The organism is Rhodococcus sp. SB1D, assembly GCF_048573875.1.
GTDB lineage: Bacteria > Actinomycetota > Actinomycetes > Mycobacteriales > Mycobacteriaceae > Rhodococcus_F > Rhodococcus_F qingshengii.
In genome coordinates this window covers 191,018-204,213 of record NZ_JBMAIQ010000005.1, presented here as the reverse complement: position 1 = coordinate 204,213, position 13,196 = coordinate 191,018, and the positions used below count along the sequence as shown (strand labels likewise).

The 13,196-nt window shown below is 60.5% G+C and carries 11 protein-coding genes and 1 pseudogene; 8 read left to right on the top strand and 4 right to left on the bottom strand.

Going from position 1 to position 13,196, the window contains the following annotated elements; translation table 11 throughout:
* Positions 1–250: 250 nt before the first annotated feature.
* Positions 251–838, bottom strand: a complete 588-nt coding sequence (locus tag ACN50D_RS14195) for a TetR/AcrR family transcriptional regulator (RefSeq protein ID WP_211921402.1) — start codon at positions 836–838, stop codon at positions 251–253.
* Between the two features lie 160 nt (positions 839–998).
* Here ACN50D_RS14195 and ACN50D_RS14190 point away from each other — a divergent pair, with 160 nt between their 5' ends.
* Positions 999–1,886, top strand: a complete 888-nt coding sequence (locus tag ACN50D_RS14190) for a crotonase/enoyl-CoA hydratase family protein (RefSeq protein WP_064111586.1) — start codon at positions 999–1,001, stop codon at positions 1,884–1,886.
* A gap of 42 nt (positions 1,887–1,928) precedes the next feature.
* On the opposite strand, the gene ACN50D_RS14185 is transcribed toward ACN50D_RS14190, so the two are convergent.
* The gene (locus ACN50D_RS14185) at positions 1,929–2,933 is read right to left on the bottom strand and encodes an AraC family transcriptional regulator (protein ID WP_064443074.1); all 1,005 of its coding nucleotides are present in this window, start codon (positions 2,931–2,933) and stop codon (positions 1,929–1,931) included.
* Positions 2,934–3,048: 115 nt separating this feature from the next.
* On the opposite strand from ACN50D_RS14185, the gene ACN50D_RS14180 reads away from it, so the two are divergent.
* The 7 genes and pseudogenes from ACN50D_RS14180 to ACN50D_RS14150 all read left to right on the top strand — a co-directional run bounded on the left by ACN50D_RS14180 (position 3,049) and on the right by ACN50D_RS14150 (position 10,963).
* Positions 3,049–4,503 (top strand): aldehyde dehydrogenase, encoded by a 1,455-nt coding sequence (locus ACN50D_RS14180; RefSeq protein ID WP_211921404.1) that lies wholly within the window; start codon positions 3,049–3,051, stop codon positions 4,501–4,503.
* A 13-nt stretch (positions 4,504–4,516) separates the two neighbouring features.
* The gene (locus tag ACN50D_RS14175; protein ID WP_042451910.1) at positions 4,517–5,308 is read left to right on the top strand and encodes a maleylpyruvate isomerase N-terminal domain-containing protein; all 792 of its coding nucleotides are present in this window, start codon (positions 4,517–4,519) and stop codon (positions 5,306–5,308) included.
* Positions 5,309–5,348: 40 nt separating this feature from the next.
* Entirely contained in the window at positions 5,349–6,185 is an 837-nt protein-coding gene (locus tag ACN50D_RS14170) for an SDR family oxidoreductase (protein ID WP_211921406.1), read from the top strand.
* A 199-nt stretch (positions 6,186–6,384) separates the two neighbouring features.
* Complete coding sequence (locus ACN50D_RS14165) at positions 6,385–7,353, top strand: NADPH:quinone oxidoreductase family protein (protein WP_064443076.1); 969 nt, start codon at positions 6,385–6,387, stop codon at positions 7,351–7,353.
* Positions 7,354–7,412: 59 nt separating this feature from the next.
* Entirely contained in the window at positions 7,413–8,960 is a 1,548-nt protein-coding gene (locus ACN50D_RS14160) for an acyl-CoA synthetase (protein WP_064111573.1), read from the top strand.
* Complete coding sequence (locus tag ACN50D_RS14155) at positions 8,957–10,051, top strand: CaiB/BaiF CoA transferase family protein (RefSeq protein ID WP_042451899.1); 1,095 nt, start codon at positions 8,957–8,959, stop codon at positions 10,049–10,051. The genes ACN50D_RS14160 and ACN50D_RS14155 overlap by 4 nt, the downstream gene beginning before the upstream one ends.
* Positions 10,052–10,188: 137 nt before the next feature.
* Positions 10,189–10,963, top strand: a pseudogene (locus ACN50D_RS14150) (enoyl-CoA hydratase).
* A 78-nt stretch (positions 10,964–11,041) separates the two neighbouring features.
* Here the strand turns inward: ACN50D_RS14150 and ACN50D_RS14145 are convergent.
* Together ACN50D_RS14145 and ACN50D_RS14140 are read right to left on the bottom strand one after the other, a co-directional pair.
* A complete protein-coding gene (locus ACN50D_RS14145; protein WP_042451894.1) occupies positions 11,042–12,193 on the bottom strand; it encodes an acyl-CoA dehydrogenase family protein in 1,152 nt (383 codons plus the stop codon).
* A gap of 16 nt (positions 12,194–12,209) precedes the next feature.
* On the bottom strand, positions 12,210–13,193 hold the full coding sequence (locus ACN50D_RS14140; protein ID WP_042451892.1) for an NAD(P)H-dependent flavin oxidoreductase: 984 nt from the start codon (positions 13,191–13,193) through the stop codon (positions 12,210–12,212).
* Between the last annotated feature and the right edge of the window lie 3 nt (positions 13,194–13,196).

Genomic DNA, 13,196 nt, shown 5'->3' with positions numbered 1-13,196 from the left:
TAGTCGGGAAAAGTGCGTTTTTGCAGCGACTTTCTCCGCGAGGAGGGTGCGATTCGAAATCTGTTGCCAAACGATCGTTCGCCTGAGATGATGATTAGTCAGTGATGCAGGTCTCAGGAATGGAGATACCGATTCGAGCGGCGGGGGTGCGGACGAAAGTCGAGGCACGCTGGTCTCGCACATCGACGGCGTTGAGTGGCTTCAGCCAATGCGACCCTTCAGATCTTCTTTGGCGGAGGTGTCGCCCAGCTCAGCTTGATTCGATCATCGCGGTCGCCAATGCGCAGTACCGAGACGCGATATCTTCCGCATTCATCGGTCCGTCGACGCGCCACCACACACAGACTTGCTGCCCCATGTTGATGATGGCGCGCACGGCATCTCGGGGAAAGGGAGTGTGGAAAGCACCTTCTTCAATGCCGCGTTCGACGACGTCGCGAAACATGCTTTCCTGCTCGTCACGCAGGGTTACGACCAGACGGTGACCCGATTCGTCCAAGCTGCGCAATTCTGTCGCTCCTACGAGGGCGTCTTCGCGCCTGGTCGTATGGAACATGACCCAAGCGCGGACGATTGCTTGCAGTTGGTCTTTCGGGTCGCCGCCGGAGCGCAGCAGTGCAATGCGGGTCATGCTGATGGCGTCGTGGAGCGCCCGAATCATGATTTCTTGAAGGATTTCCTGCTTGGATTTGAAGTGGTGGTAGATGGACGCGACAGTGAGATCGGCGCCGGCGGAGATGTCACGCATGGACGTCCCGTGATAGCCGCGCTCGTTCATGTTTCGGACAGCGGAATCGAGTATGAGTTGCCGGACAACGACTGTCTTCGCCCCACTCATTGTTCGGTTTCCTTCTCATTTCCTCGGTGCCTGCGTCTTGCCCAGCTTAGAGCCGAACAGTCGCGGGACACACCTGATGGAAAGGAACCGTCTTGAACTGCCGATATGGGCAGAATACCGATTATCGTTCGCTGATCGCCACCCGGAGAAAGAGGTACCTGTGGAACACATATCGATGAGTATCGAAGACGGTATCGCCGTGATCACCCTCGATCGACCGGACAAGCTGAACGCATTCACCACGACGATGGAAAACGAGCTCATCGAAGCGTTCGACTCCACCGACGCGAACGACGCTGTGCGCGCGGTGATCCTGACGGGAGCGGGCCGCGCGTTTTGCGCGGGGGCAGATCTGTCCTCGGGGGCAGAGACATTCTCCGAATGGAGCGCCGAGTCGAACGGAACTGACGCGGACGGTGACGATCTACGTCGGGACGGTGACGATCTACGTCGGGACGGCGGCGGACGCGTCGTCCTGCGAATGTTCGATTCATTGAAGCCGATCATTGCGGCCATCAACGGACCGGCGGTCGGCGTGGGTATCACCATGACTCTTGCGGCCGACTTTCGCTTGGCCGCCGACGACGCCAGGATGGGTTTCGTCTTCAATCGGCGAGGACTCGTGCCCGAGTCGTGTTCGTCGTGGTTGCTGCCGAAACTGGTTCCGCTCCAGCGAGCCCTCGACTGGATCTACTCCGGACGGATCTTCACTGCTGCGGAAGCATTTTCGGCCGGGTTGGTCTACCGACTGCATTCGCGCGAAGATCTTCCAGGGGAGGCGACGGCGCTCGCGCATAGCCTGACCCGTGACAGCGCGCCGGTATCGGTTGCCCTGTCGCGTCAGATGATCTGGCGCATGCTGGGAGTCGAACATCCCATGGTCGCGCATCGCGTCGAGAGCATCGGAATTAATGCTCGCGGTGCTCAGGCTGACGTTCGTGAAGGTGTTGCGGCGTTTCTGGAAAAGCGAGAGGCGGTGTTTCCCGACCGTTGCAGTGACGCAATGCCAGATCTGTTCTCATCCCATCTCCCACGCCCCCGGTGGTGAGCCGCTACGACCTTCGAACCGTCGGCGTTGTAGCTCATGCGGTCAACCAGTGCGGCGGGTAAGTGCCCTCCGCTTCTCCAGGGGCGTTGTGGAGAACCAACGCCTACAGCTTCGAGTGAGGGTGCTCGGTTCGGAATAGCCGAGTTGGCGTGACACTTCGGAGAGGGACACGTCTCTGTTCGAGAGAAGACCGAGAGCAAGTTCGCGTCGTGAATCGTCGACGAGCGATTCGAACGCCTTGCCTTCCAACGCCAATCGTCTCTGCAATGTTCGCGGGTGCAGCATCATCAATGTCGCGACTTGCTTCAGTGTGGCTGCACCCGCAGGCAGGGAACGCACGATCAAAGCCGACACCGCGTCGTGGAACGCGACATCCGGATCTCGACCCGCCATGAAACGCACGGCGAAGTCGTAGGCCAACGGATCCACCCGGGGCAGGTGGCGCTGCATGACTCCGCGCGGAAAGGTCAACAGATTCCGATCCGAGCTGAACTCGACGGAACAACCGAAATGCTCTACGTACCTACGCATTTCGGAGATGCGTGGATGTTGAAACGAGATGTGCGTCGGATGGAAATCCGGGCCGGCCATCATCCGGAACGTCTGAAGCGTTACGCCCATCGCCAGTTCCACGACGTGGGACCGATACGGAAGTCGATGCAGCACGGTATCGAGTCCGTAGGACACCTCGGTGTCGCCGACTGTCAGATCGACCGCCAACGCCGGACTGTACACGTGCGCGTATCGGGCGACGTCATGCAACGCATCTCCGATTGTCTCGGCACTGCGGGCCGCGATGGCAACCGGACCGAGAATGTCCGGGTCCTGTCTGCCTGCGAGCCTGAGTGCGAAGTCGGGCGACTCCAATTCATCCGCGCAGAGTCCGAGCAGCGTGGACAAGGCACTGAACGGCAAGAAGTGGTCGTACGCGCCGATGATGGCCGGATCGATGCCCACACGGTCGAGGAATTCGTACGGATCTCCACCGAGTTCGGAGATCAACTCGGGCAGTCGCGTCAGCGACGAGGCACTGATCAGATCTGCCATGTGTCGAAATGTAAATAAATTGGCGCATGATGTCAATTTTCTCGTCGCCTGAGCAGTGATGATCAACACAGGTTGGCTGGTTCAACGTCGAGCGCCATCCCTGGAGGAGCCAGAAATGACAACACTCACCGACCGCACTGCACTGTTCATCGATGGACTGTGGAGATCACCGGATACTTCCGAAATCATCCGAGCCGTATCACCTTTCACAGAGCAGCAGATAGGCTCGTTCCCCGCCTCCGTATCGACGGATGTCGACGCAGCTGTATCAGCGGCTCGAAAAGCGTTGCGACGGAATGACTGGGCCGATCTTTCCGCCGCAGAACGTGCGCGTGTCATCCGCAGGTTCGCCGACGAACTCGAGAAACGATCCGAAGACCGCGCGTCGGCGGTCACTCACCAGAACGGCATGCCTATCGAGCTCGCCCGTTTCGCCGAGGGGGCCGCACCCGTCCAGCTTTTGCGCTATTACGCAGGCCTCGCCGAGTCGATGCCTACCGAAGAGCGACGGGCCAGCCAACCGATGCCGGGTACGACAATCGTGCGACGCGAGCCGATCGGTGTCGTTGCTGCCATCGCGCCCTGGAACTTCCCGGCTGTGCTTTCGATGTTCAAGATCGCCCCGGCTCTTGCTGCGGGATGCACCGTCGTGCTGAAACCCTCTCCCGAAACCACCTTGGACTCTTATATATTGGCCGAAGCCGCCATTGCGGCAGAACTTCCCGCGGGTGTCATCAACATCGTGACTGGCGGACCGGAGATCGGTCAGTATCTCGTGGCGCATCCCGGGATCGACAAGGTAGCCTTCACCGGATCCACTGCGGCCGGTCGACACATCGGCACGGTGTGTGGCGGTATGCTTCGCCCCGTTACCTTGGAGTTGGGTGGCAAGTCGGCGGCCCTGGTCCTCGACGACGCGGATGTCGAGGAGACGGTAACCGGTCTGGCAACTGCATCCCTGCTCAACAGTGGGCAGACGTGCTATATGTCGACTCGAATCTTGGTTCCCCGCAGCCATAGTCGGACGTACGTCGACGCCATTACCGCGATGGCCGAGGGTCTGCAGGTCGGCGACCCGATGGGACCGTCGACGTTCGTCGGCCCGATGGTAAGCGCAAGGCAACAGGAACGTGTGCTGTCCTTGATCGACCAGGGACGCTCGGAGGGCGGAACTGTCACCACGGGTGGCGGACGCCCCGCCGACCTCGACACCGGATTCTTCGTGCAGCCCACGGTGTTCGCCGATGTCGACAACGACAGCACCATCGCACGGCAGGAAGTATTCGGGCCGGTGCTGTCAGTCATTTCATACGACGACGTCGATGAGGCTGTCGCGCTTGCCAACAACTCCGAGTACGGCCTCGGTGGGACTGTATGGACCTCCGACGAGGAACGCGGTATCGCAATTGCTCGACGTGTCGAGACCGGCTCGTTCGGTGTCAACACCTTCAACCTCGACTGGGGTTCACCGTTCGGTGGAGTCAAAGCCAGCGGCCTGGGTCGTGAACTCGGTCCCGAAGGGCTCGCGGCGTACCAGCAGCTCAAATCCATTTTCCTCGCATCCTCGTAAGAATCGAGCCACCATGTCCGACGCAGGACTCGCCGGCGCTCGTGCGCTGGCAGAAAACACAGTGAAAATCGCCGAGCAGTTCGGCACGACCGAGTGGGAAGCAGACAGTGCGTGCCACGGTTGGCGCGTCCACGATCTCATCGGTCACATGGCGTTCTTCTTCAACTTCATCGCCGATCCGGATCTGGTGTTCCCGCCGAACCCCAGTGGAAAGTCCGAGCGGCTCAACGATGCTGCCGTCCGCGAGCGTGCCGATCTACCGCACGAGCAGATCCTGGACTACTACCGGGAACAATCCGAAGCGGGACTCGCGACGTTGGCCGCGCTGCAGACAGAGGAGCTTCGCAACAACACACTCGAGATGCTCGACCTCGGGACTTATCGCCTTCATCAGCTCAGTGACGCAGTGTCGTTCGACCATCTCGTCCATTTGACGTCGGATCTTCTGTCGCCGTTCGGACCGTTTCCTCACGGTGAGATCGACGTGGCGGCCGCTGTCGATCCGGCGATCGACTGGATGGTTGCGGGGCTCCCGCAGATGTGCGGCGAAGCTGTCGCCGCCGCCTTGACATCGCCTGTGGCACTGCGCCTCAACGGCGCCACCGAGCGCACTTTCGTCATCTCTCATGGCGATGGGGGAGTGACCGTCACCGAAGCTGACGACGTGCCGGAGAACGTCGCGACCACCCAGGCCACCGAATTCCTGCGGTGGGGGACCACCCGATCTGCATGGCGGTCTGCCGTCGAGGTTTCCGGCGACCGCAAGACCGTCGCCGCAGTCCTCGATGCCATCGACATCGTCTGACCCACAACGAACCCGAGATCCAGAACAAGAGGAAACAGCTATGTCTCAGTACTTGCAGGACAAGGTCATTCTCATCACCGGTGCAGGCGGTGGGTTCGGTCAACTCATCGCCGAGAAGGTGGCAGCGCAGGGCGCCAAAGTCGTCGGCGTGGACATCAACGAGGCGGGCCTGAAGACTGTATTTGACGGTATCGCGGCCGCGGGATTCACCGGTACCTACAAGATTGCCGACGTCACCGACATGGATCAGGTCATCGCCGCGGCGCAGCACGGCATTTCGGAGTACGGAGCGCTCGACGTACTCGTCAACAACGCAGGCGTCATGCCTCTCGCGTATTTCGCCGATCACGAACGTGCGTGGCAGAAGTGGCACAAGGCAATCGACATCAACATCAAGGGCGTCGTGAACGGAATCTCCGCCGTATACGACCAGATGATCGAGCAGGGACGCGGTCAAGTCGTCAACATCTCGTCGATCTTCGGAAACGCAGGCATCGACGGTTCCGGCGTCTACAGCGCGACCAAGGCTGCAGTCACCACGATCTCGGATTCACTGCGAATCGAAGCCAAGGGCAAGATCAAGGTGACGACGGTCAAGCCCACAGGCGTGACAGGAACAAACTTGGCGAGCTGGATCGTCAATGAGAACGCGATCCTGGGTCTCACCGGTCAACGTGCGGGAACCTACATGGAGAACGTCGGGCATCTAACCGACGGCACCCTCAGCCCCGGGCAGAAGGACGTCGACTCCATCGAATACTGGCTGATCAAGCCCGACGATCTGGCCGAAGCTGTTGTTCACATCATTGATCAACCATGGGGTATCAGCATCAGTGACATAACCGTGCGCGCCAGCGGCGAGGATTACCTGTACTGACGACCTGATCGAAAACCGCTCCCTGCCAGTGTGGCTTCGCGAACATCGTCGAGGACGACGGCCCGGGGGCGTCCCGCGGGCAGACGCCATTGCCATGGTCTGCCTGTCGCCGTAGAGTCCTACTTAACGATCGTTAAACTGTTGCTACGGCGGATTCCGTTTGTCAACGAAGTCGCCGGGACCAGTCCGAGGAGTTTGAATGAAAGCAGTCCACTTGGTGGAGGCGACGGGGCCCGGAGGTCTGTCGTTGGTCGATGTCGACGAACCTGTCGATCCGGCACTGGTGGTAATTGATCTGCACACCGCCGGAGTGAGTTTCCCCGATCTTCTCCAGACCACGGGCAGCTACCAAACGGTGCGCGAATTACCCTGCGCGCTAGGGGTTGAGGGCGCCGGTACCGTTCGGAGCGCGCCACCCGGGTCCGGCTTCACACCCGGGCGGCGCGTGGCCGTGCTTACGGCCGGGGAAGGTGCGTGGCAGCAGACCGTTGCGGTCGCGCCGTCCAATGTCTTTGCTCTGCCTGATGCGGTCTCGCTCTCGGCCGGCTCGGGATTTCTCCTGAATTATCTGACTGCGCATTTCGCCCTCGACGAACGCGCGCGATACCGTGCCGGCGAGACCGTCCTGATTCACGGCGCGGCCGGTGGATTGGGTACGGCCGCGTTGCATGTCGCGTCAGCGCTCGGTCTGGAGACCGTCGCTGTCGTGAGTACAGGCGAGAAGGAGAAAATCGCCGCGGAGTCCGGGGCAACGCACGTCGTGTCGGTCGACGGGTGGAAGGAACGCGTCCAAGGGATTACGAATGGGCGCGGTGTCGACATCATTCTCGATCCGGTCGGTGGTGACCGCTTCACCGACAGCCTGCGCAGCCTTGCGCCGAACGGGCGCCTGGTCGTTTTGGGATTCACCGGCGGTGATATTCCCACGGTCAAAGTCAATCGACTTCTCCTGAAGAATATTTCGGTTACCGGTGCAGGATGGGGTGAATATCTGAAAACTGATCCCAAGTATCTGGCGCGTCAATGGCAGGAGCTCTACCCCCTGCTCGAGTCGGGAGCTCTGAGGGTGCCCGAGCCCACCCTCTACCCCTTGGCGCGTGCCGCCGATGCATTGAAGTCGTTGCGTGAGCGTACGGCGGTAGGAAAAGTCGCGCTGTCTCTCGAATGATCTCTACACGAACAACTTTGTGAACAAACGACCTTAGCGAACGAACCTTGGAGTAAACCATGTATCCCGGAGCGTATGTTGCGACAAACCCGGATAAGGCCGCGGTAATCGTTGCCGAGACCGGTGAAGCGGTGACGTTCGCGCAATTGGAATCGAATTCGATTCGGATTGCGCGAGTGCTCCACGGACTCGGGTTGCGGCGAGGCGACAACCTGGCCGTGCTCGCCACCAATAACGTTCAGGTCTTCGACATCTACTGGGCGGCTATGCGATCCGGTGTCTACCTGACGATGGTCAACTGGCACCTGACCGCTCCGGAAGGTGCATACATCGTTGAGGACTGCGAGGCAAAGGTAGTCATCGTCGATGCTGCTCTGGGCGAGCTGGCAGAGACGCTGTCCGAACTCGTTCCCCGGCAGGTGACCAGGCTTTCCTTCGGCGGTCAACTAGACGGATACGACTCCCTCGACCAGGCGGCTGACATGGAGTCGGACATACCGCTCCCGGATCAACCGCGCGGCGCCGACATGTTGTACTCGTCGGGAACAACCGGCCGTCCCAAGGGCATCAAACCGGCTCTACCGAATCGCCGGATACAGGATCCCGGCGATCAGATGACGACAATGAACCAAAGTGTTTGGGGTGTAACCGAAGACGACATCTATCTGTCCCCGGCGCCGCTCTATCATGCCGCTCCGCTCCGGACGTGCGCGTCGGTCCAGGCGCTGGGTGGCACCGTAGTGATGATGAATCGGTTCGATCCGGAAAAGGCCCTGGAATACATCGAGCGTTATCGCGTCACGTACAGCCAGTGGGTGCCGACAATGTTCGTGCGCATGCTCAAACTGCCACAGGAAACCCGAGACCGTTACGACATATCGTCTCTGCGACTTGCCGTCCACGCAGCCGCACCGTGCCCTGTCGATGTGAAGCGAAAGATGATCGATTGGTGGGGAACGATTCTGGACGAATATTACTCCTCGACGGAACTCAACGGCATGACCATTGTTCACTCGGACGAGTGGCTGCGAAAGCCGGGCACAGTGGGGCGAGCCGCACTGGGAGTGCTCCACGTATGTGGGGAGAACGGCGAAGATCTACCCTCCGGCGAGGTGGGTACGCTGTACTTCGAACGTGACGAATTGCCCTTCAATTATCACAATGCGCCCGAAAAGACCAAGGAAGCACAGCATCCCGCCCACCCGACCTGGACGACTACGGGTGATGTCGGCTTCATGGATGAGGAGGGTTATCTGTTTCTGACCGACCGTAAGTCCTTCATGATCATCTCGGGTGGTGTGAACATATACCCGCAGGAGATCGAGAACGTGCTGATCGAGCATTCCTCGGTATTGGACGCGGCGGTGATCGGGTTGCCCGACGACGAGATGGGGGAGATAGTGATGGCTGTCGTCGAGCCAGTCCCCGAAGCCGAAGCCGGCGATGCGCTTCGCGACGAACTGCTTTCTCATTTGCGCGGACAGATCGCCAAGTACAAGTTGCCGAGGCGACTCGTGTTCAGTACGGATCTACCTCGAACTCCGACCGGAAAACTGGTCAAAGGGAAACTGCGCGAACACTATTCAGGGGAGGTATCCGTCGGATGAGCGGCCCGATGCACGGTGTTCGCGTGCTGGAACTCGCCGGGTTGGGGCCGGGGCCACACGCTGCGATGATGCTTGCAGATCTCGGAGCGGACGTAGTTCGAGTCGAGCGTCCGTCTGGTGGACTCGAGATCTCGCCACGGGAGCAGGACCAACTTTTGCGGGGGAGACGGTCGGTGGAAGCCGACCTCAAGACCGAGTCAGGCCGAGAGCTGGTGAGAGCCCTCGTCTCGAAAGCCGATGTGCTCCTGGAAGGTTTTCGGCCCGGTGTGACCGAGCGGCTGGGTTTCGGTCCCGACGTGTGCACCGAACTCAACAGCCGGCTGATCTACGCACGTATGACCGGATGGGGCCAAGACGGCCCACTCGCGCAGCGGGCGGGGCATGACATTACTTACCTGGCGCTGACCGGAGTCCTGCACGCCATCGGTCCGGCCGAGAAACCCACGGTTCCGCTGAACCTCGTCGGGGACTTCGGCGGTGGCTCCATGTTCTTGATCCTCGGAATCGTCTCTGCCTTGTACGAGCGAGAGAGTTCGGGCAAAGGACAAGTGGTCGATGCCGCAATTGTCGACGGAACTTCGGTGTTGGCGCAGATGATGTGGTCGTTGCGAGGGAGCGGACAGTGGAGTGACTCACGTGCAACCAACCTCCTGGACGGTTCCACGCCGTTCTACGACACCTACGAATGTTCGGACGGCAAGTTCGTAGCAGTCGGTGCCCTCGAACCGCAGTTCTACGCGGCGCTCCTCCAAGGCCTGGATATCGCGCCGGAATCGTTGCCTGAACAGATGGATCGAAGGGGTTGGCCCACAATCCGAGAACGGTTCACGGAGGCGTTTTCGTCGCGCACGCGAGACGCCTGGGCAGCGTTGTTCGAATCGACGGACGCTTGTGTTGCTCCTGTCCTGAGTCTCGCCGAAGCCGCGCTGCACCCGCATCTTGCCCAGCGGGGAACTCTTGTCGAGGCCGACGGAATAGTGCAGGCGGCACCCGCGCCGCGGTTCTCCCGTTCCAGGACTGAGCAGCCGTCAGGTGCTCGGCCACCCGGGGCCGACACCACCGTCGTGACGAAGGATTGGCTGGGCGGCTGAGGGAAGAAGTACAGGTGAGGAATGTCGCGACAGCCTCTCTCGATCGTTCTTACGTTGCCCCCTACTCATCGTCGATGGATCGCGAAGATCAACTTTTGTAGCACAACTCGATCGAGTCTGACTGACAAGGAATTTCAATGACCGAAACGCGACCGGATGTCTACGCGAGCCAAGACGGCGGGGTGCTCCGCATAGTTGTCAACAGGCCAGCGCGAATGAACGCGTTGACTACCGAAACCCTGGAGAGACTTGCCACGATCTTCGTCGAGCACGCACAATCCTCGGACGTGCGGGTGGCGGTTCTCGAAGGAGAGGGCAAGGCCTTTTGCACGGGCGCGGACCTCGCGGACGTGACGTTGTCCGGTCCGCCGTCGGCGGACACGATCGATGCCGCCAATGCCTTGGTGCAGACCATTCGAGAGTTTCCGTTTCCGGTGGTCGCTGCGGTACGAGGCCCTGCCGCAGGTGTGGGTGTTTCGCTGGCTTTGGCGTGCGACCTCGTGCTCGCGGCGGAGTCGAGTTACTTTCTGCTCGCGTTCACCAAGGTGGGATTGATGCCGGACGGTGGAGCTACCGCACTGGTGGCAGCGTCGATCGGTCGCGCGCGCGATGCGCATGGCGCTGCTGGCCGAAAGATTATCCGCTCGAGATGCTTTCGACTGCGGCCTGGTCTCACACGTGTGCGAGGACGACGCCTTCGCGGGGGAATTGGCAGACCTGACCCACCGATTGGTCGCCGGGTCGTCCCCTGCTTTTCGGTTTACCAAGAAGGCGATCAACGACGCTACGCTCACCGAACTCGGTGATGCGTTCACACGCGAGCGCGTAGGCCAGATCGACCTGTTGGGTAGTGGTGATTTTGCCGAAGGTGTTGCGGCGTTTCAGGAAAAGCGCGCAGCAGTCTTCGGATAGACGAAGCGAGAACGGCGCTTACAACGACCGTGGTCCCGAACACAGGATGTTCGGGACCACGGTCGTTCTCGGTGCTGATCAACTCTTTGCGATGTCGCGACCGATTATCTCCTTCATGATTTCGGTGGTTCCGCCGTAGATGGTCTGGATTCGGCTGTCTACGTAGGCCCGGGCGATCGGGTACTCCATCATGTAGCCGTATCCACCGTGTAGTTGTACGCAACGATCCACGACGCGCTTCTGAAGTTCGCTGGCCCACCACTTCGCCTGTGCCGCTTCGACTGCTGACAGTTGGTCGTCGTTGATGGCCAGGACGGCGTTGTCGACGTATGCCTGTGTCACGTCGATCTCGGTCAGCATCTCGGCGAGGGCGAATCGAGTGTTCTGGAAGTCGCCGATCGGCTTGCCGAAGGCGGTGCGGTCGAACGCGTAGTCTTTGGTCCATTCGTAGGCCGCACGCGCGGAACTGATTGCGCCCGCGGCGATCGACAGACGCTCACGGGGAAGACGCTCCATGAGATGAATGAGGCCTCCGCCCTCCTCGCCCAGGAGGTTGCTTGCCGGGACTCTTACGTTGTCGAACGACAACTCGGCTGTGTCTTGACCCGCCAACCCCACCTTGTGGAGTTTGCGACCGCGGGTGAATCCGTCCATCCCACGTTCGACCACGAGGAGGCTGAATCCCCGCGACCCCGCTTTGCGATCGGTGCGGGCCGCAACGATGACGATGTCGGCGTGAATTCCGCTGGTGATGAACGTCTTCTGTCCGTTCAAGATCCAGTCGTCGCCATCTCGAACAGCGGAGGTCTTGATGCCTTGCAGATCACTGCCGGTACCCGGTTCGGTCATCGCGATGGCGCAGATGAGTTCACCGGCAGCCATACCAGGTAGCCAACGTGCTTTCTGCTCGTCTGTGCCGAGGTCGGCGATGTACGGAATGACGATGTCGTCCTGAAGGCCTAGTCCGGCGCCGAACGAGGTGGTGCCGGTACGGGCGATCTCTTCGGCGACCACGTACCGGTACCGGTAGTCGAGTTCACCCGAGCCTCCGTATTGTTCGGGGACGGCCAGGCCGACAATACCCATCTTGCCGGCCGCGAGCCACGCTGATCGGTCGACGAGCCTGGCTTCTTCCCAGCTGTCGTAGTGAGGCGTGATCTCGCGGGCAATGAACTCGCGCACAGTCTCTCGGTAGGCCTCGTGGTCGGCTGTGAACAGTGTTCGACGCATGGGTTGCTCTCCTGTCCTAGACGGAAACGCGTTCGGTCATCGAACGCAAGCGTGCCCCGATGATGGCCTCTGCTTCGGACACCATGCGCTGGACCAACTCGTCGACGGTGGGGATGTCGTGGATCAGCCCCTGTGATGTGCCGACCGTCCAGATACCGGCGTCGGGATTGCCGGTTTCGTATACGCTTCGCCCACGCGCTCCTGCTACCAGGTCGCGCACATCCTCGAATTGTCCGCCGCGGGAGAGTATGTCGACAACCTCTCGGCTGACGATGTTGCTTGCCACGCGTGCAGTATTGCGGAGTGGTCGGAAGATCAGTTCGGTCTGTGTTTCGTCTGCAGCGACGATGGCTTCTTTGATGTTCTGGTGGATCGGAGACTCGGTGGTGCACATGAATCGCGTACCCATGTTGATGCCGTCTGCTCCGAGCGCCAGCGCGGCGACCAGACCACGTGCATCGGCGAAGCCGCCGGAAGCGATCATGGGTATCGAAATCTTTTCTGCGGCAGCTGGAATCAAGACCAAGCCTGCGACATCGTCTTCCCCTGGATGGCCGGCGCACTCGAATCCGTCGATACTGATTCCGTCGACACCGAGATCCTGTGCTTTGACCGCATGCCGGACTGTTGTGCACTTGTGGAGCACTTTGATTCCGGCGTCATGGAAGATCGGCAGGTGAGGACCGGGATTGGAACCTGCGGTCTCGACGATCTTCACGCCTGAGTCGACGATCACCTGGCGGTACTCGTCGTACGGCGGTGGCGTGATCGACGGCAGAATTGTGAGGTTGACGCCGAACGGTTGGTCGGTCAGGTCGCGGCATCGGGCGATTTCGTTCGCCAGGTCGGCCGGCGTCGGCTGCGTGAGTGCAGTGATGAATCCCAATGCGCCGGCATTGGCAACGGCTGCGACGAGTTCTGCTCTGCCGACCCACTGCATTCCACCTTGGACGATGGGGTGGCGAACGCCGAACGTTTCCGTGAATGCTGTCGAGATCATGAA

Bases quoted from the DNA above. Each gene is read 5' to 3' on its own strand.
- ACN50D_RS14195 (WP_211921402.1), bottom strand. From the start codon at position 838: ATGAGTGGGGCGAAGACAGTCGTTGTCCGGCAACTCATACTCGATTCC.
- ACN50D_RS14185 (WP_064443074.1), bottom strand. From the start codon at position 2,933: ATGGCAGATCTGATCAGTGCCTCGTCGCTGACGCGACTGCCCGAGTTG.
- ACN50D_RS14180 (WP_211921404.1), top strand. From the start codon at position 3,049: ATGACAACACTCACCGACCGCACTGCACTGTTCATCGATGGACTGTGG.
- ACN50D_RS14175 (WP_042451910.1), top strand. From the start codon at position 4,517: ATGTCCGACGCAGGACTCGCCGGCGCTCGTGCGCTGGCAGAAAACACA.
- ACN50D_RS14170 (WP_211921406.1), top strand. From the start codon at position 5,349: ATGTCTCAGTACTTGCAGGACAAGGTCATTCTCATCACCGGTGCAGGC.
- ACN50D_RS14165 (WP_064443076.1), top strand. From the start codon at position 6,385: ATGAAAGCAGTCCACTTGGTGGAGGCGACGGGGCCCGGAGGTCTGTCG.
- ACN50D_RS14160 (WP_064111573.1), top strand. From the start codon at position 7,413: ATGTATCCCGGAGCGTATGTTGCGACAAACCCGGATAAGGCCGCGGTA.
- ACN50D_RS14155 (WP_042451899.1), top strand. From the start codon at position 8,957: ATGAGCGGCCCGATGCACGGTGTTCGCGTGCTGGAACTCGCCGGGTTG.
- ACN50D_RS14145 (WP_042451894.1), bottom strand. From the start codon at position 12,193: ATGCGTCGAACACTGTTCACAGCCGACCACGAGGCCTACCGAGAGACT.
- ACN50D_RS14140 (WP_042451892.1), bottom strand. From the start codon at position 13,193: ATGATCTCGACAGCATTCACGGAAACGTTCGGCGTTCGCCACCCCATC.